Source organism: Zwartia sp., assembly GCF_049655405.1.
Taxonomy (GTDB): domain Bacteria; phylum Pseudomonadota; class Gammaproteobacteria; order Burkholderiales; family Burkholderiaceae_B; genus Zwartia.
Map to the genome: position 1 here is coordinate 488,816 of NZ_JBASJR010000011.1, position 26,145 is coordinate 514,960.

A 26,145-nucleotide genomic window follows, 5' to 3' on the forward strand; every position below is an offset into this window, starting at 1 on the left:
TTATTTTGATTGTGTGTGGATAATCTTGTTGACGGCCTCCGCTGCCGCCGCAAGTCCCATGGATGCCGTGACAGTAACGCTAGAGCCGTACCCAGCGCAAGAGAGCCCTTGCAAACCCGCGTCGGAATTCGTCTGCGTTTCCTGCCAGGCCTCTGGCAAAATTGTTGGCTGATCCAGCCATAACACCCGGACTCCCAGCTTGGGAATACGCTTGCGTGGCTGACCCGCCCCAGTCGAGGCACGGGCATAGCCATGCTGTTTTCTCAAAATATTGCGCAACCGAGCGAGCAGCGCATCATGGGTGGCTTCGGACAAGTCGCCCGCGCGCAAGGAGAGCAGATCCGTCTTGCCTCCTGCCCCTCCGCACACGATCAACGTCTGCTTTCTGGTGCGAGCCTGCAACACCATGGCGACCTTGGCACGCATCTGGTCCGTGCAGTCAATCACGACATCGAGTGCCTCAGGCAGGACCTCACTGACGTTTTCAGGGGTCAAAAAATCATCCACCAAAGTGACCCGGCATTCTGGGTTAATCCCGCGAATCCGCGCCGCCATCGCCTCCACCTTAGCTTGTCCGAGCGTATCCGACAGCGCGTGCACCTGCCGGTTGATGTTTGATTCAGCGATGTGATCCAGGTCAATTAAGGTCAAGGCACCCACCCCGTGACGCGCCAAAGCCTCCGCAGCCCAAGAGCCTACGCCCCCAATGCCCACGACAGCCACATGCGCCTGACGCAACGCAACATAGGCATGGGGACCGAACAAGCGCGCCAGACCACCAAAGCGGCGCTGCGCTTCGGACACGTGCTCTGCCTGTTCATCGGGATGAACCTCTGACGAAGCATCGGACTGTTGTCCATTCATTGAGCCATGCATTCAATGTCCTGATGTCTGCTGAATGATGCATTTTTGCATGATCTAGAAAAAAAATAGTCATTCGCTCTCGACAAGTGTCTGGGAGAGGAACACAATTTGCCCATAACACCGTGAGCATGTCTTTCCCACCCTCCCCATCTTCTGCCAAGTTGTCTGCTTTTGCCGGACCGGTGGCACTTTGTCTGCTCGTTTTGCTGATTCACATGGCGATCTCTGGTGGGCGTGTCGCCGTATCTCTGACTGCACTCGAACTCAAACGCTCGACCTTCGAAGTCGGTATTTTGATCGCCGTTTTCGCCTTGTTACCCATGCTGCTTTCAGTCAAGGCGGGGCGTCTGCTTGATCAGATTGGGCCCTGGCGCCCCATGCGGGCCAGTGCTTTTGTGGTGATTATTGGCATTATTCTTCCCTTGATTTGGCAACATTTCATTGCACTCGTGATTTCAGCGGCCTGTGTGGGTGTCGGGCACATGATTTTTCAAATCGCGGTGCAACGCCAAATGGGCTTGAGCGTTGGCGAAGAGCGGCTGCGCAACTTTTCCTGGCTCTCGCTTTCTATGGCAACCTCGGGTTTGCTGGGCCCCCTGCTGGCAGGCGTCTCGATTGATTACCTGGGTCACCGAGCAGTATTTGCCTTGCTCGCCATCTCCCCGGTGCTCTGCGTGTTCGGTCTATATCGCGTTCGCAACTACCTCAAAACCTCACACAAACCGCCTACCGAGACGAGCGAGACCAAGCAAAGTGTCACAGATCTGATTGCGAGCCCCAAATTGCGCCGTGTCTATACCGCCAATATGCTGCTGTCGAGCGCTTGGGATACGCATATGTTCGTCGTGCCTATTTTTGGTGTGATGGTCGGGCTATCCGCCACAACGATTGGCTTGATTTTGGCCGCTTTTGCCGCAGCCACCATTGTGGTGCGCTTGGCGCTCCCTCTGTTGCAACATCGCGTCCGCCCGTGGCAATTGATTCACTTTGCTCTGCTCGCCACAGGCCTAAACTTTGTTTTGTATCCTTTTTTTGAGCAAGTGTGGATTTTGATGACACTCTCTTTTGTGTTGGGCCTCGGCCTGGGCTCGACACAGCCCAGTATCCTGGCGCTGCTTCAGCAAAATGCACCCGCCGGACGGGCTGGCGAAGCGTTTGGTCTGCGAATGGCGCTCATTAATGGCTGCCAAGTCACCCTGCCGCTTGCTTTTGGCGCCTTGGGCGCAGTGATTGGTATCATGCCGCTGTTTTGGCTGACCGCCGCGGGTTTAGGGGCTGGCCGCTGGTTTACGCGTCACGCTGAAAGCGCTGGCAAAGCCGATGAGCCTCCTTCGCCTTCAGCCCCGCCACCACCTTCAAAGCCACCCTCAACCACTTAATGCCGCGATGAGTTCGTTCCTACAGATTCCAGCCGCCCCGCCCCTCAGCACCTTTGCACGCTGGCCAGAGGAGCGCTTAAAAGCCTCTCGAGAAGAAGCCCTCAAGCAATGGCGCAACACAGAGGATGTCTGGGTATTTGGCTATGGCTCGCTCATCTGGAAACCTGAATTCGATTTTATCGAGCAACGCCCAGCAACCTTGCCAGGCCACCACCGTGCGCTTTGCCTGTGGTCTCGTATCAATCGTGGCACACCCGAACTACCGGGTCTCGTCTTTGGACTTGAAGCGGGTGGAGAGTGCCATGGCATGGCTTTCCGACTGGCAGCAAACACGGTCGCCCCCATATTTGAGACGCTTTGGCGCCGTGAAATGGCCACAGGTGCCTATCATCCGAGCTGGATCGACTGTCAAACAAAGGATGGCACGGTCAAGGCACTCGCTTTTGTGATTGATCAAGCCGGCCCTGCATATGTGTCAGAACCGCCCGAAGACGCTCTGATTGAGATTGTGTTGAGAGCCTCTGGCATCTATGGCTCTTGCTTAGAGTACGTGACGCAAACAGCCGATGCTCTTGAGGCCGTTGGGATTCATGATGTGCGACTGACCGCCCTGGTGACGCGCCTGAAAATCAAACTTCAGCAAGGACAGCACACCCTTTCCTGAGCTCGGGTCAATCAAGCCAGCCCTGACCATGTCACGGTACACTCAGTATTATCCCTTAACCCTTGTTGGCGACTCATCTTTAGTCCGCCGTATCGGACCCGAACTATGTCTATTGCGGATATTCGTCAGAGCTACGACAAATACACACTCTTAGAGAAAGACGCGAAAGCATCCCCCTACGAGCAGTTTTCAGTCTGGTTCGATCAGGCGCTCACCCAGAACGTTCCAGAACCCACTGCGATGACACTCGCGACGGCTGATGCTCGCGGCCGTCCTTCCGCGCGTATCGTTTTGCTGAAAGGCGTGGACGAAAAGGGCTTTCTATTTTTCACCAACTACGAATCACGCAAAGGTGTCGAACTAGCGGCTCAACCTTGGGCGAGCTTGTTATTTTTCTGGCAGCCCCTTGAGCGCGAAGTCCGCATTGAGGGGATTGTCGAAAAAGTCACAGAGGCAGAGTCGGACGATTATTTTCAAACACGCCCAGTGGGTTCGCAAATTGGTGCCTGGACTTCTCCACAGAGTCGTCCGATTACCCTTGAGCAACTCGCCGCGACTGAAAAAGCGCTCAAAGACCAGTACGGGGACAGCAAGCCTCCACGTCCTCCTCACTGGGGTGGATACCGGCTCAAGCCCGAGTACTTCGAATTCTGGCAGGGACGCCCATCGCGCCTGCACGACCGCCTCACCTACCAAGCGACTGGCACGGCAACGTGGACGATCGGACGCATTGCCCCCTAATATGAACACAACACCCCCCTCATTTGATTCGGCTTTTTTTAGAGCAGCACTCGGCAGATTTCCAACAGGCGTAACGGTCATCACCGCATCCGCGGAAGGCATGGCCCCTGTTGGATTGACCGTGAGTTCATTCAACTCCGTCTCTCTCGATCCACCTCTGGTAGTGTGGAGCTTATCTCGCAATTCTTCGTCGCTCAAAACCTTGGAGCGCTGCGACCGTTATGTCATTCACGTCTTGGGTTCTGAGCAGATGTCTGTCTCTCAACGCTTTGCAAGTGGCCCAGCAGCCGAGCGTTTTAGCGGCGTTCCCATGACGCAAGCCCCCAACGGTTCTCCCAGACTCGATTTGCCCTGCGCCGCATGGTTTGAATGCGCTAACCATCGGCGTTACGAAGAAGGGGACCATATTATTTTTATCGGCGCTGTAGAACATTGCGCGCGCACAGATGCCCTTCCCTTGGTTTATCACGCAGGCGGCTATGATTTAACGCCCTCCAGCGACCGTTAGTTAGTAAAAATAAAAGAGACAGCATGAGTACAGATATTGATTGCATCGTGGTTGGAGCCGGTGTTGTCGGCTTGGCAATTGCCCGCGCACTGGCGCGATCTGGACGTGAAGTGATGGTGGTGGAGTCCGCAGAGGGCATCGGTACCGGCACAAGCGCTCGCAATTCCGAAGTCATCCACGCGGGTATTTATTACCCGGCGGGTAGTTTGAAAGCCAAACTCTGCGTGCAAGGCCGGCACATGCTGTACGAATATTGTGCGGAAAAAGGCGTGGCGCACAAGCGGATCGGTAAGCTGATTGTTGCGACGAGCGAAGAAGAAATCCCTAAGCTCACAGATATCCTTCAAAAAGCCCGCGTCAATGGTGTCGAGGACATGGAGTTGCTGACAGCAGCGCAAGCGCAAGCGCTTGAGCCTGCGCTGTTTTGTACAGCTGCACTGCTATCTCCCTCTACAGGTATCATCGACAGTCATGGCTTGATGCTTGCCTATCAAGGCGATGCGGAAAACGCCGGCGCTCAATGTGTCTTTCATACGCCACTTGAGTCAGGCCAAGTTCGCAGCGATGGCGGTTTTGACTTGCAGTTTGGTGGCGCAGACGCCATGAGCTTGTCGTGCAACGTACTGATCAATGCCTCGGGCTTACACGCCCCGACGCTGGCCCGTCGCATACAAGGTATTCCGGAGTCTTCGATCCCGACCGAGTATCTGTGCAAAGGCAGCTACTTTACGTTGCAGAGCCGCGCCCCTTTTACACGCCTGATTTATCCCACTCCGCATCATGCCGGTCTGGGTGTGCACCTGACACTTGATCTCGGTGGTCAAGCCAAGTTCGGTCCCGATACTGAATGGATCGATCGCGTCGACTATGACATTGATCCAAGCCGCTGCGAAGGTTTTTACGAAGCGGTCCGCAGTTACTGGCCCGGCATGAAGGATGGCACGCTGTCGCCCGGTTACACCGGCATTCGACCCAAAGTCTCCGGACCACACGAGCCTGCGGCCGACTTTATGATTGTCGGTCCCGCGACGCATGGCATTCCTGGATTGGTCAACCTCTTTGGTATCGAGTCGCCAGGCTTGACCTCTAGCCTCGCCATCGCTCAGGAAGCGCTCGCGCGCCTCAACCCCTAATTCGGAACTCAACCCATGTCACATCCCGTTCCAGACGCTCACGGACTCAATCTCTTTGCGGCAGACTCGGGACGCGATCTCTTGGCGTGCTACTTGCCCAAAGATTTACACGCACACTTATTGCCGCATCTTGACCGGCTCGGAGGCCTCGCGGGTTCCCTCCTCGACGATCTGGCAGGTGTCGCAGACAAACATCCACCCACACTCGCTGTGCGGACGCGCGCTGGCATCGATACCAATCAAGTCAATAAGCATCCCGCTTATGTCGAACTTGAGCGCTTTGCTTACAGCGAATTCGGCCTGGCTGCAATGTCACACCGAGGCGGCGTGCTGGGTTGGCCAACGCCCATGCCCCCGGCTGCCAAATACGCCCTGACCTACTTGTTTGTGCAGGCAGAGTTTGGTTTGTGTTGCCCAGTCAGCATGACAGACTCGCTTGCGCGCACGCTTCGCAAGTTTGGGGATCCTCGCTTAGTCGAACAGGTTTTGCCCCTCGTCACCACCCAAGATTTTGATGCGCTTCATCAAGGGGCCATGTTCATGACCGAACAAGGCGCAGGGTCAGATGTGAGTGCAACAGCAACCGAAGCCTCTCTCAACACGGACGGTCAATGGTTACTGTCTGGTGACAAATGGTTTTGCTCCAACCCAGATGCAGGTTTCGCCATGGTGCTGGCGCGTTCAGAGCCTGTTGAAGGGCTCAAAGGCGTGTCCTTGTTTCTATTGCCACGCACAAGGCCTGATGGCTCGCCAAACAACTATCGCATTTTGCGTTTAAAAGACAAGCTCGGCACACGTTCAATGGCGAGTGGCGAGATCCGTCTCGAGGGTGCTTTCGCCTGGCTTGTGGGTGAGCGTGGTCAAGGCTTCAAGCAGATGTCGGACATGATCAACAACTCGCGACTCTCCAACGGCGTACGTGCCGCGGGACTGATGCGACGCGCACTCACAGAAGCGCTTTATGTTGCCAAGCATCGCATGGCCTTTGGCAAAAACCTTAACCAGATGCCCCTGATGCAACGCCAACTCAGCAAAATGGCCATGCTGACCGAGCAAGCCCGCACCATGGTCTATCAAACAGCGCTCGCGCTAGCGGCGGCGGACGAGGACGCCTCAAAGCGTCCACTCATGCGCATCATGACGCCACTGATCAAGTTTCGCGCCTGCCGCGACGCGCGCAAAGTCGCCGGTGATGCGATGGAGGTGCGTGGCGGTTGTGGCTACATCGAAGAATGGAGCGACCCGCGCGTGCTGCGTGATGCGCACCTAGGTTCTATTTGGGAAGGCACGAGCAACATTGTGGCGCTCGATGTGCTGAGAGCGATTCAACGTGAAGACTCTCTGCCCGCACTGCGCACGCATGTGGAAAAACTGCTTGCCGAAGGCGCGCCTGTTGGCGCCTCTCTCGCTGCCCTTCAGGCCGAACGCATCGAACGCGCGTTTACCTTTGCCCAAGCAGCCAGCACCTCCAACACCTCTGAGCAAGCACGCCAAGTCGCTACCGCCTTGTACAACGTTGTCACCATGGCCGGTATGCGCTGGGAGGCCAAACAAGCAAATATGCCGATCCGCAGCCATCTTGCCGACATCGTCCTACAAAATCGGTTAGCCGCACGCGATCCTATCGCAGACCCGCTATTAGCAGACATCCGCGTGTGTGAATGGTTGTCTGAATCGCTTTAGAACGGCCCCTTTGCAGAGGAAATCCCCCTCTCAACGGGATATGATTAGACACTTATTCAAGTTCTCACTTAAAAGACACATAAAAATGAGCCAAGCCCCCTCTCCCAGTCAGCCACGTACCGGTGGCCAGATTCTTGTCGGTCAACTCGTCAGCCATGGCGTCAAACATGTTTTCTGCGTGCCCGGGGAAAGCTTTCTGGCGGTGCTTGATGCCTTAGTCGATGTCAGTATTGAGGTCACTGTATGCCGTCAAGAAGGCGGTGCCGCCATGATGGCCGACGCCTTTGGCAAGCTGACCGGTGCGCCGGGCATTTGTATGGTGACACGTGGGCCTGGTGCCTCCAATGCGCTGGCTGGCATTCACATCGCCAAGCAAGACTCCACCCCTATGATCGTTTTTGTCGGACAAATTGAACGCGGCATGCGTGAACGCGAAGCCTTTCAGGAAATGGACTATCGCGCGGTCTTTGGACAGGCTGCCAAGTGGGCCACCGAGATCGACGATGCCGCACGCATTCCCGAGATTCTCTCTCGAGCATTCCATGTCGCAACCTCTGGCCGCCCAGGACCTGTTGTGATTGCGCTGCCTGAGGACATGTTGGTTGAAATGGCCACCGTGTCAGATGCACCTCATTACGAAGCCATCGACTCTGCACCTGCCACCGGTCAAATGGCAGCTTTGGCTGAACGCCTTTCTAAAGCTAAAGCTCCCGTCGCGATTTTGGGTGGCGCGCGCTGGAACGCACAGGCAGTCGAGCAGTTTGCCAAGTTCGCCGAGCGGTTTAAGTTGCCGGTGGCTGTGTCGTTTCGCCGTCAAATGCTTTTCCCCGCCAACCACCCCTGTTTCATCGGTGATGTCGGCATTGGTCTAAATCCCGAGTTGCTCAAGCGCGTGCAAGACGCCGACCTCGTGCTGCTCGTCGGTGGGCGCATGTCAGAAATGCCGAGCCAAGCCTACACACTCTTTGATATTCCCGTGCCCAAGCAAGAACTGGTGCATGTGCATCCCGATAGTGGCGAGCTGGGTCGCGTCTATCGCGCCTCGATCGCGATCAATGCATCACCCGCCGCGTTTGCCGCTGAGTTGGCAGCTTTGCCCACGCCCACTTCTACACCATGGGCTGCGGGCACTACCGCCATGCACAAAAGCTACTTGGCATGGAGCGACCCTGCGCCCATTAAAACGCCAGGTGCGGTTCAAATGGGTGGCGTGATGGAATACCTTGAAGCGCATTTGCCAAGCGATGCCATCATGACCAATGGCGCGGGTAACTTCGCCACATGGCTGCACCGTTTCCACCGCTTTACACAATATGGCACGCAACTCGCACCCACTTCGGGCTCGATGGGTTACGGTCTGCCAGCAGCTGTTGGTGCTAAGCGCTTCTCACCCGACAAAATGGTGGTGTGTTTTGCCGGTGACGGTTGTTTCATGATGCATGGCCAAGAGTTTGCCACTGCTGTGCAATACAACCTGCCGATTGTGGTTGTGATCATTGATAACGGCATGTACGGCACCATCAGGATGCATCAGGAAAAACATTACCCTGGCCGCATTTCCGCGACACAACTAAAAAATCCTGACTTTGCAGCCTATGCACGTGCTTTTGGTGGTCACGGCGAGCGTGTCGAGAAAACAGAAGAGTTCGGCCCCGCCTTTGAACGCGCGGTCGCAAGCGGACAGCCCGCGATCTTGCATCTGTTGATTGATCCCGAGGCCATTACCCCGACCACGACTATTGCCAAGCTCAGAGCCGCTGCCCAGAAAACCTAAGGTCTTCAAGCGCGACTCACTAGGCATTTTGTACAATTTTGAATAGTTTTTAATTTGGAGCATGACATGGCAGAAGCCACTTTCAACTGGGAAGACCCTCTCTTGCTGGATAGCCAGCTGACCGACGAAGAGCGCATGGTTCGCGATGCCGCGCGCGCTTACTGTCAGGACAAGCTGGCCCCACGCGTCCTCGAGGGTTTTCGCCACGAGAAAACTGACGTCAAGATCTTCCCTGAAATGGGTGAGCTTGGCTTGCTAGGCGCCACGATCCCCGTTGAATACGGCGGCTCAGGTCTGAACTACGTCAGCTACGGTCTGATTGCTCGCGAAGTCGAGCGCGTCGACTCCGGTTACCGTTCAATGATGAGCGTTCAATCCTCGCTCGTGATGGTCCCCATCAACGACTTTGGCAGCGAAGCTCAAAAGCAAAAATATCTGCCTAAACTGGCCAGTGGCGAATGGATCGGCTGTTTCGGTCTGACTGAGCCCAACCATGGCTCTGACCCAGCCGGCATGGAAACACGGGCCGTCAAAACCGCCCATGGCTACTCCCTTACCGGCAACAAGATGTGGATCTCTAACTCCCCGATCGCAGACGTGTTCGTCGTCTGGGGTAAGTGCGTGGGCGGCGATTACGATGGCCGTATCCGCGGCTTTATTCTTGAAAAAGGTATGAAGGGCCTGTCGGCACCTGCGATTCACGGCAAGGTAGGTTTGCGTGCCTCCATCACCGGCGAAATCGTGATGGATAACGTTGAAATCGGTGACGAGCAAATGTTGCCTGGCGTCTCTGGTCTCAAAGGCCCCTTTACCTGCCTCAACTCCGCACGTTTTGGTATCGCCTGGGGTGCACTTGGCGCCGCCGAGTTCTGCTGGCACATGGCCCGTCAGTACACCTTGGATCGCAAACAGTTTGGCCGCCCTCTGGCCGCCAATCAGTTGATCCAAAAGAAACTCGCCGACATGCAAACTGAAATCACGCTCGGCCTGCAAGGTTGTTTGCGTCTGGGTCGCATGAAAGATGAAGGCACTGCAGCAGTTGAGATCACTTCAATTATGAAGCGTAACTCTTGCGGTAAAGCGCTCGACATCGCACGCATGGCCCGTGACATGCTGGGTGGCAACGGCATCTCTGACGAGTTCGGTGTGGCCCGTCACTTGGTCAACCTCGAAGTGGTCAACACCTACGAAGGAACCCATGATGTGCACGCCCTGATCTTAGGTCGCGCGCAGACAGGTATTCAGGCGTTCTTTTAATTTCTTTAATTGATCGATCTGTCGCTGCAAAATGACTGCGGAACATTAAAAAATGTTCCGCAGTTTTTTCTTAAATCGAAAAGTCTTGATCGAAATTAGGTGGGCGTTTTTGCAAGAAGGCATCGATGCCTTCTTTGCCCTCAGGACCTGCCATGCCGATAAATTCGAGTGCGAGTGACGCATCAAATATCGGACCGGCTTGACGCAACCAACTGTTGAGCGCGTGCTTAGTCCAACGCAACGCACCCGGAGGGCCGTCGGCGAATTTGCTGGCGATATCAATCGCCTTTTGCTCGACCTCAGCATCATCCAGCGCCATTGAGATCAGATTCATGCGATCGGCCTCTTCACCAGTAAAGGTGTCGGCAGTCATCAGGTAATACTTGGCCTTGGCCATGCCGCACAACAGTGGCCAAATAATCGTCGCATGATCGCCCGAGGCAATACCAATTTTCAAATGACCATCTGAAAATTTTGCATCTTTTGATGCAATCGATACATCCGCCAAAATCAACAGAGCAAGACCGGCTCCCACTGCCCAACCACGCGCAGCCGTCACAATCGGCTTGCTACAGTTGATCATGCCGTTGACTAGATTACGCGCCTCGCGCATCGCCTCCATCCGCTGAGCATAGTCATCACACACTTTACGCTCGTGATTCAAATCACCGCCCGCGGAGAAGTTCCTGCCCTCGCCCGTCACGATAATCGCCGATACCGAAGGATCAGCATCCACATCTTTCCATATCTCAGACACTTCACGGTGCATGGTCGCATCCATCGCACCCATCTTGAGTGGAGAGGCGAGCGTAATACGCAGGACACGGGGATGGGGTCGATCAAACTTCAGGCGTGTGTAACGGTCATAGCAACTTTGCATGGCAAAACCCTTTGAACAAAAAAGTAGAAAATTATTTTAAGAGCTGCTTGAGCTTTCTCACCGCACTGTCCGGCGTGGTCAAGATGCGGGCCTGTGTGCGAATCGCTGGATGTGTTGCGGCTGCCGCCATCGAAAACTGTCCCAGCACGATGGTTGAATACTGACTCAAACGATTGATCTGCTCAGCAATCAGTAGGTCGTGCTGCGCTTGATCGCGCGCCAACAAGGCATCCAGCGCACCCTCGACCATAAAAGAATCCACCTGCACCTCAACACCCTTTGCACGCATCATCTCAGCCAACTCATCACGCAGCGTTTGTCGCGAAGGACCGAAGGTCGTCAACATCGCGATCGTGCCCCCCCGCTCGATTAACTCTTCAAACATCGCCTGATTGGAAGTCAAAATCGGAATGGATTGCTCCGTTTTAAGATGGTTGATGGCCTCCCCAAAGGCCGAGCACGTAAACAAAATGCCATCTGCCCCCGCATCCACACAATACTGACCGAGACGTGAAAACCGCTGAATCATTCTAGGGGTCATCTTTCCATCAGCCAACATATCAACGGCTAATGACTCCTCAAGCACATTGATAATGCTGGCCTCTGGCCATTGCTGTTTAAAACTTGTGGAGGCCGGCGCCATGGAAACATCCACAGCGTGTACGAGAAAAATACGATGGGCAGTCATAAAATTATTCCGGTTGAATCCCAGCGTCTTTGACGATCTTGCCGGCTTTTGCGATCTCTTGATTTAACAAGTTGGCCAATTGCTTGGAGTCGCCAATCATCGGCGCCGCGCCAATCGAACGAATTTTTGCATCTGTTTCAGGGTCTTTTAAAACAATCTCAAACTCTTTGGAGAGTCGGTCAATAATGGCTTGGGGTGTTTTTGCTGGCGCAAACACACCGACCCAAGCACTGTAATCAAAACCCGGCAAGCCCAGCTCAGCTACCGTTGGCAAATCTGGCGCTTGCTGAACACGCGTCAAACTCGTCACACCGATTGAGCGAAGCTTGTCCGCTTTGATATTGGGCACTGACGTCGCTACGGGCTCACAAACGATTTGAATTTGTCCACCCATCAGGTCATTGAGCGCTTGAGATGAGCTTTTATAGCTGATCATTTTCAAATCAATCCCTGCCATCGTACGGAACATTTCCATACATATTTTTGATCCGACGGTCGCGGTGCCGTAGTTGATCTTGCCAGGGTTTGCCTTTGCATAGGCGATGAACTCTTTTAGATTTTTTGCCGGTACATTGGGATTAATCACCAGTACGTTATAAAAATCTTTTAAGGCCATCGAAACAGGCGCCAGGTCATTCACAGGATGGAAAGGCAGACTTTTTCGCAGATGATAATTAGCCGCGAGTGTTGTGCTGGAACCCAAGACAAGGGTGTAACCGTCAGGCTCTGCCTTGGCACCTGCATTGACACCAATCACACCTTCGGCGCCCGGACGATTTTCAACCACGACAGGCTGGCCGAGGCGCTGCGACAGCTTAGCCGCCACCACGCGCGCCACCACATCCGTCGCACCTCCTGCACCCAGAGGAACGATTAACTTAATCGCCTTGGAAGGATAGACATCTTGCGCCACGGATACACCCGCGAAAGCAAAAGTCGATATTGCAAAAGCACAGAGCGCTTTGAATAAAATTTTCATGCTTGTCTCCTTTGGGGATATGGACTCTTGAGAGTGCTCTTATCTAGGTAAAGAATACATCAGACTGTCGGTGTGGCTCCACCATCCAGCGGTAAAACAATACCATTCAAATGCGAAGCAAATGGACTCGCCAGCCAAACGACCGCATGAGCCACATCCTGAGGTGATCCTTGAGTCGCCATCGCGGAGGGCTTGGCGGCAGGTATTGCGCTGTCTTGGGCGGCCAGAGCGTCAAAGCGAGCGGAAGCAATGGGGCCCGGAGCAATCGTATTGGCCCGAATACCCTGGCCTTTATAACGATCCGAGATGCCTTTGGTGAGCAAGTTCACCGCAGCATTCATACTGCCGCCTGGCAAATGCGCTGGAGACGGCAACTTGCCCGCACGACCAGAGATATTGATGATCACACCTGAGCCCGCCTTGAGCATCGTAGGCAATACGGCACGCATCGAACGCACATACACCATCAACTTGCTTTGAAACGTTTTTTCCCAATCCTCGTCGGTCAAGTCAAGGAAATCACCAAACGTCGAGGAGGCGGTGGAGTTCACCAAAATATTGATCTTGCCAGATTGACGCACAATCTCTCGTGCAGCGTGAGTGACCTCATCCGTGCTCGTGGCATCGAGTACGCGGAGCCTAGCCTGCCCGCCTGCTTGCGTAATCGTATCCTGCAACGCTGCGAGTTTTATTTTGTCGCGCCCGCTCAACCAAACTGTCGCGCCATGCGCCGCAAGCATCTCTGCAACAGCTGCGCCAATCGCGCCAGACGCGCCTAATACCCAAGCGCATTGACCAGTCAGCCCGAGGCTCATGTTTGGTGTTGAAATCATTTTGTTTCCTTAAACGTTCACAAATACAATGATGCTGACAATCTAGCATCTTACTGATTATGATTGTTGGCTAGGCTACTATCACGCGAAATCAAAACTTATAAAGAGAAGACATGATGGATTTAGGGTTAAAAGGAAAAGTCGCCTTAGTAACGGGTGGTTCAAAAGGGATTGGCTTTGCCATTGCCACAGCACTTGCCGAACAAGGCTGCGCACTCCGATTAGTGGCGCGTGATCTCGCTTCACTCGAAGAGGCACAACGCGCACTTCAGAAAGAATTCCCCGTTGAAGTGTTGATTCATTCGGCGAACCTCTCCATTCCTGGCAGCACAGATGCCGTTGCACAGGCCTTCCCAGAAACCGACATTCTCATCAACTCTGCCGGCGCCGTTGCACGTGGCGGGTTGCTAGACCTTGATCCAAACGGCTTCCGTGAAGGTTTCGAAGGCAAGGTCATGTCAAGCATGATGCTCAGTCGTGCCCTTTATCCACATATGGTGGCTAAAAAATATGGTGTGATTATCAACATCATCGGTATCGCTGGAGAAAAACTGAATCCAAACTCGATTGGAACGTCTGTCGCAAATGCCGCCCTGATTGCTTTTACCAAAGCGTTTGGTGCGCAGAGCGTCGATCATGGCGTTCGCGTACTTGGCATCAGCCCAGGCTTGATCCACACACCCCGCACCGACAATTTGCTACACCCCAAAACCGACGTTGATCGCCAGGCCTACGCAAAAGTCATGGCAAATCTGCCATACGGTCGCATGGGTCAACCCAAAGAAGTGGCCGATCTCGCAGTGTTCTTTGCTTCAGATGCTGCTAAATATATTAGTGGCGATGTGCTATCCGTAGATGCTGGAACGCGTTTCAGAGCCTAATACTCTTTACGCATCCCAGCACAACATCTTTACTGAGGTTTGATGCCGATCTGTTTAACAAGATCGCCCCAAACCTTATCTTCCTTTTCAAGGAATTTTGCAAACTGTTCCGGCGTATCCTGACTGCTCTGTGCACCAATATCAGCGATACGCTTGACCATTGCAGGTGAAGCCATCACTTTCATGATCTCTGTATGCAGACGATTCACGATGTTTTTTGGCGTTCCTGCAGGCAAAAATAGCGCGTACCACTCATATAGCTCAAAGCCTGGGAAGCCAGATTCAGCAATCGTTGGAATATCACTCAGTGCAGCAGGACGAGTCGCACCTGTTGTCGCGATCGGACGCAGTTTGCCACTTTGCACATGCGGGATCGTCGAGGTGGGGCTATTGATCAGCATCTGAATGTGTCCCGCCAACAAATCGGTGAGTGCGGGACCGCCGCCCTTGTAGCCAATTTCTGTGACATCAATGGCAGCCAGCTTAACTAAATACTGCATAGACAATTGACCTGAGGTCAAACCACCTGGCGTTCCATACGCGAGTGAACCTGGCTTGGCTTTTGCGAGCGCAACGAGCTCTTGAAGATTTTTAGCTGGCACCGCAGGGTTGACAGTCAAGATTCCGGGCATCAAGGCCAACATGGCCAGAGGCGTGAAATCCTTCTTTGAGTCATACGGCAAAGACTTTGTAATGTATGGATTGATCGAATGCGCGCTGATGAACAAACCAATCGTATAGCCGTCAGGCGCTGAGCGCGCGACTTCCTGTGTCGCAATGGTGCTATTGCCACCAGGCTTATTCATGACCAAAACAGGCTGACCGAGGGCCTTGGATAAGTCCGGTGCAATGGCGCGTGCCAGCACATCAGAGGTTCCACCCGGCGCAAAGGTCACCACAATACGAATAGGCTTGCTTGGCCAGGTGTCCGCAACAGCGGCAGCAACTGGAATGATCGTCGCGCATAACGCGATCGCCAACGATTTAAGTTTGTTCATGTCTTGTCTCCAATTATTTTTTTATGTTTGGTACTACAAAAACTCACCTCAACCTCACTTTAAAATTTCATGCGTGTGCTGCCCCAAACTCGGGCTGCTGACGCTGCTCTCCTCCCCTAAAAACAATGGACTTAAAGGCGTGGGTAACGCATTGATCACAGTGCCGTCCGAGGTGTGCAGCGTACGTTTAAACACGCCCCTTTCCACAAAGTGTGGGTCCTGCGTGGCGTGTTCGAGACCAACTACCTCAGTCACACACACATCGTGCCCTTCAAAAATCGTTAACCACTCTGCTGCAGTCCGTTGAGCCATCACTTTGGCCACACGTGCTGTCACGAGTCTCGCATCCTCCACCGACTGTAGTTCAGTGAGTCCAACGAGTGTGAGAAAGTTTATCCAGAACTTTTCTTCTAGAGGAGCCGCTGCCAAAAACTTATCATCAAGGGTTTGGTATACCTGATAACGCGGGCTTCCTCCGGTAATGAGTTCATTGCTCGGAGAGGGCCACTGATTGGCAGCCCAGCCATTTCCAAGCCCCCAGTACATGAGCGTAAACAAGTTGTCCGCCATGGCTACGTCGAGATGGCAACCAAGACCATCCAAATCCCGCTTGCGCAAGCCAAGCAAAATATTCATCATCGCGGGATAGGCACCGCCCGCAAGGTCTGCCGTCAGTACAGGCGGCACGAGAGGCACGCCATGGCGATCCGCACTGAGTGCCACCATGCCGGCCCGGGCCTGGTAGTTCATGTCGTGCGCGGCAATCTGTGCACTCGGCCCCGTTTGTCCAAATCCGGTGATTGAGCAGTACACCAGGCGAGGATTCATCTGTGCCACTGCCTCGTATGCGAGACCGAGCCTATCCATCACACCTGGACGAAACTGCTCGACCAGCACATCAGCTTCTGTAATCAGATGCTTAATTTTCGCAATGATTGCGGGATCTTTCAGATCCGCGACAATAGATTTTTTCCCTCGATTGAGTAAAGAAAAATTGACGCTATCTGCTCCGATCTTTGGACTGTAGTCACGCATATCGTCACCCGATGCGCGCTCGATCTTGATCACATCCGCACCTGCTTCGGCCAGCAACAGCGTGCACATAGGCCCGGGCAGAAGCGTACTAAAGTCCAGAACCTTGATGCCCTTAAGAGGTTGCATCATCCGCTCCAGATTTTTTCTTGAGCCAGGCGTTCCGCGCGCGGCGAGCGGGTGCATAAGCCTCTTGGCCTAGTTGCTCATACAAACTCTGCGTCACCTCAAAATGGTGATGTAAGCCTGAGCGATTGAGCAATGCAATTGGACCATCTGGATAACCGAGACCCAAGCGCAAGGTCATATCCATATCGTTTGCAGAGGCGAGGCCCTCATCCAGACGTCGCAAAGCAGCGTTGTAATACGGGCGTACCAAACGATCAAGAATGCGGCCAGGAAAATCCTGACACACCGCCACCACAAGACCCGAACTTTCAAAGGCCGCACGCGCAGCAGCAAGCGCTTGATCACTGGTGTAGGGCTTGCGTACTAACTCCACTAATTTGGTCGGCTGATCATCACCCAGACGAAAGCGGGCGAAACCCACTACATTGCCTGGGCCATCGTCATCTGGAATGTGAACACCGAGGCATTCCGTACCCAGTTCGATCGCCACAAAATCATGAGCAGCATGTGTGACGTCTGCAAGGGCGTAAGCTTTTGCAGCGTTGGCACCGATAAATACCAAGCCTGAACCTGTTGCGCTGGCACCTGTCGTAAAGGGATGCTCCTGAGGAAAAGAGCGGCTGTCACCCTGCTGAACAATTTGATAGCTCATGTTCCTTAGGCTCCAAAAATCTTATTGTTGTCGTACCGATGAAATCCGCGCCCAGACTTACGACCAAGCCGGCCTGCGCCAATCATGCGCTTGACCAGTGGCGGACAAGCCGCTCGCGGCTCGTTGGTGACACCATGCAGGGCTTCACACAACAACAACTGTGTATCCATACCCACCATATCCAATAGCTCAAGTGGACCTAGGGGATAACCTAATGCCGTCTTGACCGCTAAATCAATATCCGCAGGCTCGGCCACCCCTTGATCAATCATGTTGATCACGTCGTTATGCCACGGCACCAAGAAATAATTCAATATAAATCCGGGCGTATCGCGTGTGCAGACTGGACGCTGCCCTAGGGCTTCGCTGAAGGCCCAGGCGCGTGCAAACGTTTCCTCAGAGGTGTTCATCCCAGGAGACATTTCGACCAATTTCATCATTTGGGCGGGCAAGCAAAAATGCATGCCAACAAAACGATCCGCTCGACCCGAGCCGCCCGCAATTTCAGTAATAGAAATCGTGGAGGTATTTGAAGCAAAGATCGTGTGGGCGGCGCAAACATCGTTGAGTTGCTTGAAAATCGTATGTTTCACCTTGAGATCTTCAAACACCGCTTCGATCACAAAGTCACAATCTGCCAGCTCACTGATATCCGTGGTCGTCATGAACTGCGCCATGATCTGGGCATCCTCGCCCTCAGCAAGTTTTCCGCGCTCAACCGATTTTTTCAAAAAGGCGGCAGCTTGTTTGCGCGCGAGTTCAAGATTGCCCGCATTTAAATCGTAAATGCGCGTCTTAAAACCTGCGCGAGCCGCTACGATTGCGATTCCCGTCCCCATCGTCCCGCATCCTACGACGCCAACCGTTTGCGTGTGATTCATTTCTTTTTATCCTTTCTTAGAAAACTGCGTCCAATCAGTTGTCTGTGGATCTGATTGGTACCTTCCCAGATCTGAGTGATCTTTGCGTCTCGCATCAAGCGTTCGACACGGTAATCTTTACAGTAACCATAGCCGCCCAAGAACTGCACCGCATCCGTCGCGATGCGCATCGCAATATCCGTTGCTTTAAGTTTTAAGATCGACGCTTCGATTCCGACATTCGGTGCATCCGCTTCGATTAGCTTGGCCACATGCCAGAGCCATGATTCAGTCATCACCAGTTCTGCCGCCAGATCAGCGACATTGAACTGCAAGCCTTGAAACTCTAACAAGCGCTTACCGGACTGACTGCGATCATTCATATACTCAATCGCATCTTCAAACGCTGCACGCGCGATACCAAGTGCGTGTGCCGCAACACTGGGCCTTGACTTGTTGAGCGAGCCTAACAATACGCTGAGCCCTTCGCCGGGACCGACTAAAAGATTGGCACGACTGACTCTTGCCTGATCGAAAGATAATGAAGCTGTTCCAGAGGCACGGGTACCCATTTTGTCTTCTGTACCCGTCACTGAAAATCCGGGTGTGCCTTTTTCTATGATGAGCGCAGAGATGGACTCTTTGCTTCCCTCAATTTCTGTCCATTTTCCAAATACGACATACAAATCAGCCACATCACCATTTGAGATGAAAATCTTATTACCGTTTACGATAATGTCATCGCCGTCTGGTTTGAAACTGGTCTTCATCCCCGTCGCATCAGATCCAGCTGAGGGCTCGGTGATCACGAGAGCGGCCAAGCCACCCTCAGCAATGCGGGGTAACAGTCGCTGCTTTTGCTCTTCGTTACCAAAATCAATAATCGGTTTTACCGCATGGAAATTAGTGGCCCAGATAATCCCTGTAGATGCACAAGCCTGGCTGATTTCACGCACACACGCCAGATAACAGGAATAGGACAGCGGTGCGCCGCCATACTCCTCTGGAATGAACATCGCATTAAGCCCAAGCGCATTGATGGCTGCGACGTTTTCCCAAGGAAATTCGCCGGTTTTATCAAAATGGGCAGCGCGAGGCGCGATCCGCTCGCGCGCAAGCTGCCTGACAGAGTCCAACAACATGCGCTCTTCGGCATTCCAATTTTGATCTGCGTCTAGGCGATTTAATACATTCATGATGAGTATCCAGTGCTATTGCAAGATTCCGTGGGCACCATCAATATAAATGGTTTCACCCGTCATGTAGGGAGAGTTCAGCACAAATAATGACGTTACAAAATTACCAATATCCTGCGCCTGCCCAGCCACGCCAGCGGGGATCCGCTTGGAAAGATAATCTGCTAGCGGTCCCTTTTCTATCTGGTCGCGATTAAAGTCTGTCATCACATAGCCAGGAGCAACGTTCAGCACTCGAATACCTTTATTCCCCCACTCGACTGCCATGCAACGCGTCATGGCCGCCACCGCTGCCTTGGTCGCGCAATAGGTCAAGTGTTGCTTAACGCCTAATTTGTCAAAAAATGAACCGATATTGACGATCAGTCCACTTTTACGTTCGAGCAAAAAGGGATAAATCGACTGGCTCGCTGCCAGCACAGAATACGCATTCACATCCATCACATTTTTAAACTCGCGTTCTTCAATGGTTTCAATACGCCCCTGAGAGTGGATGCCCGCGTTATTCACAAGACCCACAACTGGCTGGCCAGTGCGCTGCGTGATTTCAGCAAAAGTTTTCGCAAGCTGTTCTGGACGGCTGACATCGCATGCGGCTGCGTAAAAACGCTCCGCAATTTCTGGCGTCACACCACTGATCTGAGGCATTTCGCCTGAGCGCGACAAGCAGCCCACGCGATAGCCTGCCCGCGCAAGTCCCAAGGCAATCGCCGCACCAATCCCGCGGCTCGCACCCGTGACCATCACACAACCTTTTTCGATTTCGACACTCATTGCTTATTGATCCTTAAAAACAGCGGGACGTTTTTCTACAAAAGCTATCATCCCCTCTACCGCATCTTGACTACGATACGCCAGTGTCGAGCAATCACGCTCAATCAACAAACCTTGTTCAAGCGTGGTCTGCAACCCGCGCTGTACCGCCGAGCGGGCCATTTCAAGAGCAATCAGCCCATGTTTGAGATAAGGGGCAAGAAACGCCCGCCCGATCGCGGCAACGTCTCCATCTTCCACGAGCCTGGTCACCAAGCCGATGCGCTCGGCCTCCTGTGCGTCAACCGTGCGGCCTGACAAAATCATATCCAGCGCTCGGTCTTCTCCAATGAGGCGAGGTAAACGTTGCGTTCCACCGTAGCCTGGAATCAAACCGAGCTTGACCTCTGGCAGGCCAAGCTTGGCACGCGAAGTCGCAACGCGGAACGTGCATGCCAAGGCGAGCTCTAACCCCCCGCCGAAGGCATAGCCATGAATCACTGCTACCGAAGGCACGCGAAGGGCCGCGATGCGGTTAAATGCTTCCTGCCCTGCTCGCGCGCCTTGGTGTTCTTGGGTCAGAGTGCGTCCCATCAGTTCTTTGATATCTGCACCGGCACAGAAGGATTTCTCGCCCTCACCCGTGACGATCAAACCGCGGACCAAACCTTGCTCGATCGCCATTTCAATCTTAGACACGACCGCACCCAGTTCATTCAAAATAGAAAAACTCAAAGCATTGAGTGCCTCTGGACGCTTTAAATGAATGCGCGCGAGTCCCTCTTCAATACTGAATTCAACAGCCATCCTTCTCTCCTGATTGATTCATACCGGTGACGATGCTTTCCATCGAACCGCCTCTGGCTTGATCTCACCTCGTTTGGCCATCTCCATTAGCTCACGCTTCAGAATTTTTCCACTGGCGGTGAGTGGAAACTTTGGCATTACGATGAAATACTCGGGCATATCGTATTTGGATAGCCCGACTGCGTATAAATGACTGAGTAGTTCTTGTGCTTCAACCTCGAATCCAGGCCGCGCAATGATTGCCAAGCAAACTCGCTCACCTAGTCGTTCATCTGCGATCGCAAAAGCAGCTGCCTTGCTCACTCCCGCATGGCGATGGGTCAGATCTTCGATGCGCGCTGGATGAATATTGTGGCCACCTCGAATAATGAGATCTTTTTGTCGACCGACAATTTGAAGGCAACCCTGCTGATCCACAATCCCTAGATCACCTGACATAAACCAACCGTCACGATTAAAGGATTTTTCTGTGGCCGTTTGATCATCAAAATAACCCAACATCAACAAGCCACCGCGTCCACCGATTTCGCCGACCTGTCCAACAGGCATTTCTTCATCGATATTTTCTGGATTAAAAATCCGGACTTCGTAACCACCACCCGCTCTACCGCAAGTCGCGATGATCGTATCAGTCGGGTCTGTTGGCAAGGTGTACTGGTGCGAACCGTTTTCGGTCATGCCATATACATTCTGAGGTCGCACGCCCACACTCAGAAACCGTTCTGCGACTTCTCGTGGGATGGGCGAGCCCGCCATATAAAAAGTTTTAACAGCGCCGAGTTGTTCAACATTGCTGCGACGCATATCCTCAAGAATATCCATGGCATGGGTGGGCACACCCATGACATAGGTCGCACCACTTTCCAGTATCCATTGCAACGCTGTCTGACTATGCGCATAATTATGAATGACAAGCTGCATGCCTGCCACCAACCACTGCTCAACGGCCACCGTCCCGATGTGATGACTCATCGGACTCAAGGCGAGCAGCACGGTCTCTCGGTCGTGATGCCAATCTCTCACCATACCCCGACCATTTGCCAACAGTGTATTGTCACTATGCATCACGCCCTTGGGTAAACCTGTTGTCCCGGAGGTAAAGGCAAGATAGACGATTTTGTCGGGATTAAGCACCACCGGTGGCAAATCCGCACGGTCGATAGCCTGTCGCGGATACTGGCGCTCAGCAGGCACATCCAAAGCAGCTTGTTGCAAAGACTGACCAACTACATACACTGCAGCCAATGTTGACACTTGATCAAGTTTTTCAAAAATTGAACTGGTCTTGGCGTCTGAGCCATAGCCTTGCATCGCGAACAACGCGCGACAACGGATGCGCTTGAGCAACGTCACGATTTCGTCAGAGGTATAGCTCTGATGCAAAGACGGACAGCAAACATAGCCGTTACGAGAGCAGGCCAGCATCACGATCACGCTTTCGACTCGACTCGGCAACCAAATCGCGACGCGATCACCCTGTCGCAAGCCGCTTTGATGAAGAGCCAACGCAACCCGCTCCACCTCACCGAGTAACTGCGACCATGTCAATGCAACCAAATTGTCGCGCAGCGCCCGCTGTTCTGGATGAAGATTCGCGTGCTGCTCCAGCAGACTGAAAAATGTGTCAGATTGCCAAGATCCATTTTTATAGAACGCGTGCGACTGCTGAGGATCATGCAATGTCAGCATCATGATCTAAATTTTCTCCTTGTGTGACTACGCCTGTTTATCCTTCTTTCAGCGCGATCACGTTTGTCTCTTTTGTATTTTTGTGAACTCAATCCGTACTAGCATAGATGAATTTTCATCTGTGTCAAAACAGCCGCGATGGTGCGCTCAGAACGCTGCAGCCGCACGCCCAAGTCGATCTTTGATCCCAGACCATTCTTGCGTATCTGGGACGTTTTCCCATAGCATGCAATCGTAGTGAGCCTGATCCAGCGCACGCAAGGTTGCATACAGCGCATAGCCATAGGCGGCTGGCTGTGTGGGCATCGCGACCCACTCGATCCGGTCATGCCGAGGGCACATCGCCTGATCAATACTATGTGTGACGCACACTATTTTTTGGGTAGTCCGCTCTACAAGTGACAGCACGTCAGACAAGATACTTGCCCCAGCGACAAGTTTGATGGGCGTCTGAGGTGCATAGTGAGACTTGAGAGCACCCGATACGCGAGGGGCCTGCGCATCAGGCTGGTGCACAGGCGTTTCCAATATCTGAGAGATTTGGTTTGCCGTGATCAATCCGGGGCGCAACAGCACAGGGCCGACACCTTGGCTGAGGCGAGATAAATCAATAATCGTTGACTCAATGCCAACCTCGCTAGAACCGCCCTCGAGGATTGGCATGCCTGCCGCGACAAGTTCGGGAAACTCATCGCGTACGTGTGAGGCTTGCGTGGGCGATACTTGACCGAATTTATTCGCAGAAGGTCCGGCGATCCCACCCTGACCTGAAGGCTTGCCGGCGGCAAACGCACGGATCAGTCTTTGCGCAACTGGGTGCGAAGGGCAGCGCAGACCCACGCTATCTTGTCCTCCGCTCACCACATCAGAAATGTGCGCGGCACGTTTGAGAATCAAGGTGAGAGGGCCTGGCCAAAACGCATCAATCAGCGCACGCGCCTCGTCAGGCACCGAAGCTGCCCAATAAGAAACATCCGCCTCGGGCGCCACATGAACAATCACAGGATGATTAGAAGGACGCCCTTTGGCCTGATAAATCCGTTCAACCGCCTCGCGACTCTCAGCATCTGCACCCAATCCATACACCGTCTCGGTTGGAAAGGCGACTAAGCCGCCTTGAAGCAACACCTGAGCGGCTTGATGGATGTCGCGATCAGAGGCTGTGGTCACTGAGCCGCCGTCTCAAAGCGTTGCCGCAACGGGCAAGCGCAACACCTGCACCACTTGGTTGGCATGGGAGACGGCTTCGGCAAGCGTCGCACCTGTGCAATTGACATGACCCATCTTGCGTGCGCGACGCGCTTCGCGCTTGCCATAGAGATGCAACGAAGTACCCGGCACGGCCAATACACCCTGCCAGTCGGGCTCAGCTTGTTTGTCATCCGAACCTGGATACCAAACATCACCCAAAATATTGAGCATCACCACAGGTGCGAGCAAGCGTGTGCTGCCGAGTGGCAAACCCGCCATGACGCGCGCCTGTTGTTCGAACTGACTGGTCACACAGGCATTCATGCTGAAATGACCGCTATTGTGAGGACGTGGTGCGATTTCATTGACGAGTAACTGACCGTCACCCAACACAAAAAACTCTACGCACAGCACACCCTCATATTTGAGACCTTGCGCAATGGCTAACGCGGCTTCGGTTGCACGCGCCGTCATTGGGACGGCTTGCATGTCAACGGTCGTCACAGCCAGAATGCCTTGCTCGTGGACGTTGCGTGCGATGGGGAAGACTGCGCACTGACCGTCTAATCCACGGGCCAGCACGACCGAGAGCTCTTCTTTGAGATCGAGCATGGCTTCGAGTACGCATGGCACGCCACCAAACTCAGCGAAAGCCTTTAATGCCTCCTCGAGCGAGCGCACGCGCGCCTGGCCTTTACCGTCATAGCCCAGACGAGCGACTTTTAAAATACCTGGAAACAAATGTGCACCTGCTGCGCGCAAATCTGACTCTGCACGGATCGCGGCATACGGTGCGACGGCGACGCCCTGACTGACGATAAACGCTTTTTCTGCAATGCGATCCTGAACAATCTCGACCGCATGCGAACCAGGTGTCACGCGGCAATGCGAGGCCAACGTCTTCAAGCTTTGGGCGGGGACGTTTTCAAACTCTGTGGTCACGGCTCGGCAGCGTTGCGCCAACTTGATCAGCGCCGTTTCATCATCGTAGTCTGCCTGGATGTGCATATCAGCAACCGAGGCCGCAGGTCCCTCTGCCGCAGGATCTAGTACCGCGACGCGATAACCCATGGACTGCGCCGCATGACAGAACATGCGGCCTAATTGACCACCGCCCATCAGACCCAACCACTCACCGGGTGCAATCACAGCGGCACCCGCATGGCACGTGCCGCCTCAGTCTGGCGTGAGCGGAAAGCAATGAGCTTTTCACGCAAGGCAGGATCGGTTGTGGCGAGCGTTGCAATCACGTGCAAGGCGGCATTGGCCGCGCCAGCTTCGCCAATCGCAAACGTCGCAACTGGGATGCCCTTGGGCATTTGCACGATGGACAAAAGAGAGTCCTCGCCACGCAAATACTTGGAGGGCACTGGCACACCAAACACAGGGACTTCGGTCAGCGCCGCCATCATGCCAGGCAAATGGGCAGCACCACCCGCACCGGCAATAATACCGCGCAAACCGCGCGCTGCTGCCTGTGCCCCATATTCAGCCATGTCGTGGGGCATGCGGTGGGCAGAGATCACCCGAGTCTCGCAGGGCACACCAAAATCACTCAGTATACTCACGGCATGTTGCATGACTTCCCAATCGCTGGATGAACCCATGATGACACCAACAAGCGGTGCACCAGCAGAAGATAAAGAGGTCATAACAAAGCCTTGCTAATGAAAATAGAACAGTGAGTTGATTAGGCGGTCAGACGATCAAGGGCTTCGCGGTATTTGGCCGCAGTTTTAGCAATCACATCCGCAGGTAGTCGCGGTGCCGGAGGTGTTTTACCCCAGTCTTGCGTCTCGAGCCAATCACGAACAAACTGCTTGTCAAACGAGGGTGGGCTGATGCCTTCGCGATAGCCATCTGCAGGCCAGAACCGTGAGGAATCAGGTGTGAGCACCTCGTCCATCAAATGCAGCGTGCCGTTCGCATCCAGACCGAATTCAAATTTGGTATCCGCGATCATAATGCCCTTGGTAGCGGCAAAGGTCGCAGCCTCGGAGTACAGACGCAACGTCACATCACGAATACGCTCCGCCATTTCTTGACCGACTTCTTTGATGACATGCGCAAAGTCCACATTCTCATCATGCAAGCCCATCTCGGCTTTAGCGGCTGGCGTAAAAATCGGCTGAGGTAATTTGCCGGCTTGCTTGAGACCCGCGGGCAACTGAATCCCGCAGACAGCGCCTGTCGCTTGATAGTCTTTCCAGCCGGAGCCAATCAGATAACCACGCGCAACGGCCTCAACCATAATGGGTTTGAGACGTTTCACCACGACCGCACGTCCGATCACCTGATCGCGTTCGTTCGGCGCGACCACGTCTTCAGGATTGATCCCCGTTGAGTGATTGGGCAACACATGCGCGAGCTTTTCCAACCAAAAGTCGGTGAGCTCCTTGAGAACCTGCCCCTTACCAGGAATCGGATCATCAAGAATCACGTCAAACGCGGAGATACGATCGCTCGCGATGATCAAAAGCTTGTCGTCGCCAACCGCGTACATGTCGCGCACTTTACCGCGCGCAAGTAGCGGAAGGGATTGAATGCTGGATTGATACAGTGCTTTCGTCATGA

26 protein-coding genes are annotated in these 26,145 nt (G+C 53.7%); 9 read left to right on the forward strand and 17 right to left on the reverse strand.

Translation table 11 applies throughout. The features are described from left to right. Complete coding sequence (locus WBJ47_RS10190; protein WP_422245292.1) at positions 1-876, reverse strand: tRNA threonylcarbamoyladenosine dehydratase; 876 nt, start codon at positions 874-876, stop codon at positions 1-3. Between the two features lie 110 nt (positions 877-986). On the opposite strand from WBJ47_RS10190, the gene WBJ47_RS10195 reads away from it, so the two are divergent. The 8 genes from WBJ47_RS10195 to WBJ47_RS10230 all read left to right on the forward strand — a co-directional run bounded on the left by WBJ47_RS10195 (position 987) and on the right by WBJ47_RS10230 (position 10,003). Next, positions 987-2,243, forward strand: coding sequence for an MFS transporter (locus WBJ47_RS10195; RefSeq protein WP_424585358.1), 1,257 nt, complete (start codon positions 987-989; stop codon positions 2,241-2,243). 7 nt (positions 2,244-2,250) lie between these two features. Then, on the forward strand, positions 2,251-2,907 hold the full coding sequence (locus WBJ47_RS10200) for a gamma-glutamylcyclotransferase (protein ID WP_422245330.1): 657 nt from the start codon (positions 2,251-2,253) through the stop codon (positions 2,905-2,907). A gap of 105 nt (positions 2,908-3,012) precedes the next feature. Next, the gene (pdxH, locus tag WBJ47_RS10205) at positions 3,013-3,648 is read left to right on the forward strand and encodes a pyridoxamine 5'-phosphate oxidase (RefSeq protein ID WP_422245289.1); all 636 of its coding nucleotides are present in this window, start codon (positions 3,013-3,015) and stop codon (positions 3,646-3,648) included. 1 nt (position 3,649) lies between these two features. Continuing rightward, the gene (locus WBJ47_RS10210; RefSeq protein WP_422245287.1) at positions 3,650-4,156 is read left to right on the forward strand and encodes a flavin reductase family protein; all 507 of its coding nucleotides are present in this window, start codon (positions 3,650-3,652) and stop codon (positions 4,154-4,156) included. 23 nt (positions 4,157-4,179) lie between these two features. Then, positions 4,180-5,289, forward strand: coding sequence for an NAD(P)/FAD-dependent oxidoreductase (locus tag WBJ47_RS10215; protein ID WP_422245286.1), 1,110 nt, complete (start codon positions 4,180-4,182; stop codon positions 5,287-5,289). Between the two features lie 15 nt (positions 5,290-5,304). After that, positions 5,305-6,972: an acyl-CoA dehydrogenase family protein gene (locus tag WBJ47_RS10220; protein ID WP_424585359.1), complete on the forward strand. Its 1,668-nt coding sequence runs from the start codon at positions 5,305-5,307 to the stop codon at positions 6,970-6,972. 85 nt (positions 6,973-7,057) lie between these two features. Continuing rightward, a complete protein-coding gene (locus WBJ47_RS10225) occupies positions 7,058-8,746 on the forward strand; it encodes a thiamine pyrophosphate-binding protein (RefSeq protein WP_422245283.1) in 1,689 nt (562 codons plus the stop codon). A gap of 66 nt (positions 8,747-8,812) precedes the next feature. After that, positions 8,813-10,003, forward strand: coding sequence for an acyl-CoA dehydrogenase (locus WBJ47_RS10230; RefSeq protein ID WP_422245282.1), 1,191 nt, complete (start codon positions 8,813-8,815; stop codon positions 10,001-10,003). Positions 10,004-10,073: 70 nt separating this feature from the next. Here the strand turns inward: WBJ47_RS10230 and WBJ47_RS10235 are convergent, their stop codons facing one another. Genes WBJ47_RS10235 through WBJ47_RS10250 form a run of 4 tightly spaced genes read right to left on the reverse strand, consistent with a single transcriptional unit; the run spans position 10,074 to position 13,383 of the window. Beyond that, positions 10,074-10,883, reverse strand: coding sequence for an enoyl-CoA hydratase/isomerase family protein (locus WBJ47_RS10235; RefSeq protein ID WP_422245280.1), 810 nt, complete (start codon positions 10,881-10,883; stop codon positions 10,074-10,076). A gap of 31 nt (positions 10,884-10,914) precedes the next feature. Continuing rightward, entirely contained in the window at positions 10,915-11,571 is a 657-nt protein-coding gene (locus tag WBJ47_RS10240) for an aspartate/glutamate racemase family protein (protein WP_422245278.1), read from the reverse strand. 4 nt (positions 11,572-11,575) lie between these two features. Then, a complete protein-coding gene (locus WBJ47_RS10245; RefSeq protein WP_422245277.1) occupies positions 11,576-12,550 on the reverse strand; it encodes a Bug family tripartite tricarboxylate transporter substrate binding protein in 975 nt (324 codons plus the stop codon). Positions 12,551-12,609: 59 nt separating this feature from the next. Further along, complete coding sequence (locus tag WBJ47_RS10250) at positions 12,610-13,383, reverse strand: SDR family NAD(P)-dependent oxidoreductase (RefSeq protein ID WP_422245275.1); 774 nt, start codon at positions 13,381-13,383, stop codon at positions 12,610-12,612. Positions 13,384-13,496: 113 nt separating this feature from the next. Between WBJ47_RS10250 and WBJ47_RS10255 the strand changes: the two genes are divergently transcribed. Further along, positions 13,497-14,264, forward strand: a complete 768-nt coding sequence (locus WBJ47_RS10255; RefSeq protein WP_422245274.1) for a short-chain dehydrogenase/reductase — start codon at positions 13,497-13,499, stop codon at positions 14,262-14,264. Positions 14,265-14,293: 29 nt separating this feature from the next. Here WBJ47_RS10255 and WBJ47_RS10260 read toward each other — a convergent pair whose 3' ends face one another. From WBJ47_RS10260 to WBJ47_RS10315, 12 genes are all read right to left on the reverse strand, one after another. Next, positions 14,294-15,262, reverse strand: coding sequence for a Bug family tripartite tricarboxylate transporter substrate binding protein (locus tag WBJ47_RS10260; protein ID WP_422245273.1), 969 nt, complete (start codon positions 15,260-15,262; stop codon positions 14,294-14,296). Between the two features lie 54 nt (positions 15,263-15,316). Beyond that, positions 15,317-16,423 (reverse strand): CaiB/BaiF CoA transferase family protein, encoded by a 1,107-nt coding sequence (locus WBJ47_RS10265; protein WP_424585625.1) that lies wholly within the window; start codon positions 16,421-16,423, stop codon positions 15,317-15,319. Beyond that, positions 16,410-17,075 (reverse strand): 3-hydroxyacyl-CoA dehydrogenase family protein, encoded by a 666-nt coding sequence (locus tag WBJ47_RS10270; RefSeq protein WP_422245270.1) that lies wholly within the window; start codon positions 17,073-17,075, stop codon positions 16,410-16,412. The genes WBJ47_RS10265 and WBJ47_RS10270 overlap by 14 nt, the downstream gene beginning before the upstream one ends. Before the next feature lie 5 nt (positions 17,076-17,080). Then, positions 17,081-17,956 carry a 3-hydroxyacyl-CoA dehydrogenase family protein gene (locus WBJ47_RS10275; protein ID WP_422245269.1) on the reverse strand — a complete coding sequence of 292 codons (876 nt, stop codon included), beginning with the start codon at positions 17,954-17,956 and terminating at the stop codon, positions 17,081-17,083. Then, the gene (locus tag WBJ47_RS10280; RefSeq protein WP_422245267.1) at positions 17,953-19,131 is read right to left on the reverse strand and encodes an acyl-CoA dehydrogenase family protein; all 1,179 of its coding nucleotides are present in this window, start codon (positions 19,129-19,131) and stop codon (positions 17,953-17,955) included. The genes WBJ47_RS10275 and WBJ47_RS10280 overlap by 4 nt, the downstream gene beginning before the upstream one ends. A gap of 15 nt (positions 19,132-19,146) precedes the next feature. Then, a complete protein-coding gene (locus tag WBJ47_RS10285) occupies positions 19,147-19,905 on the reverse strand; it encodes an SDR family NAD(P)-dependent oxidoreductase (protein WP_422245265.1) in 759 nt (252 codons plus the stop codon). A gap of 3 nt (positions 19,906-19,908) precedes the next feature. Next, positions 19,909-20,691, reverse strand: a complete 783-nt coding sequence (locus WBJ47_RS10290; protein WP_422245263.1) for an enoyl-CoA hydratase/isomerase family protein — start codon at positions 20,689-20,691, stop codon at positions 19,909-19,911. A gap of 18 nt (positions 20,692-20,709) precedes the next feature. Further along, positions 20,710-22,383, reverse strand: coding sequence for an AMP-binding protein (locus tag WBJ47_RS10295; protein WP_422245261.1), 1,674 nt, complete (start codon positions 22,381-22,383; stop codon positions 20,710-20,712). 144 nt (positions 22,384-22,527) lie between these two features. Then, a complete protein-coding gene (locus WBJ47_RS10300; protein ID WP_422245259.1) occupies positions 22,528-23,550 on the reverse strand; it encodes an L-threonylcarbamoyladenylate synthase in 1,023 nt (340 codons plus the stop codon). Positions 23,551-23,562: 12 nt separating this feature from the next. Then, the gene (locus tag WBJ47_RS10305; protein ID WP_422245328.1) at positions 23,563-24,690 is read right to left on the reverse strand and encodes a 5-(carboxyamino)imidazole ribonucleotide synthase; all 1,128 of its coding nucleotides are present in this window, start codon (positions 24,688-24,690) and stop codon (positions 23,563-23,565) included. A gap of 26 nt (positions 24,691-24,716) precedes the next feature. Then, the gene (gene purE / locus WBJ47_RS10310; RefSeq protein WP_422245258.1) at positions 24,717-25,223 is read right to left on the reverse strand and encodes a 5-(carboxyamino)imidazole ribonucleotide mutase; all 507 of its coding nucleotides are present in this window, start codon (positions 25,221-25,223) and stop codon (positions 24,717-24,719) included. Between the two features lie 38 nt (positions 25,224-25,261). Next, positions 25,262-26,143: a phosphoribosylaminoimidazolesuccinocarboxamide synthase gene (locus WBJ47_RS10315; protein ID WP_422245256.1), complete on the reverse strand. Its 882-nt coding sequence runs from the start codon at positions 26,141-26,143 to the stop codon at positions 25,262-25,264. Positions 26,144-26,145 lie beyond the last annotated feature (2 nt).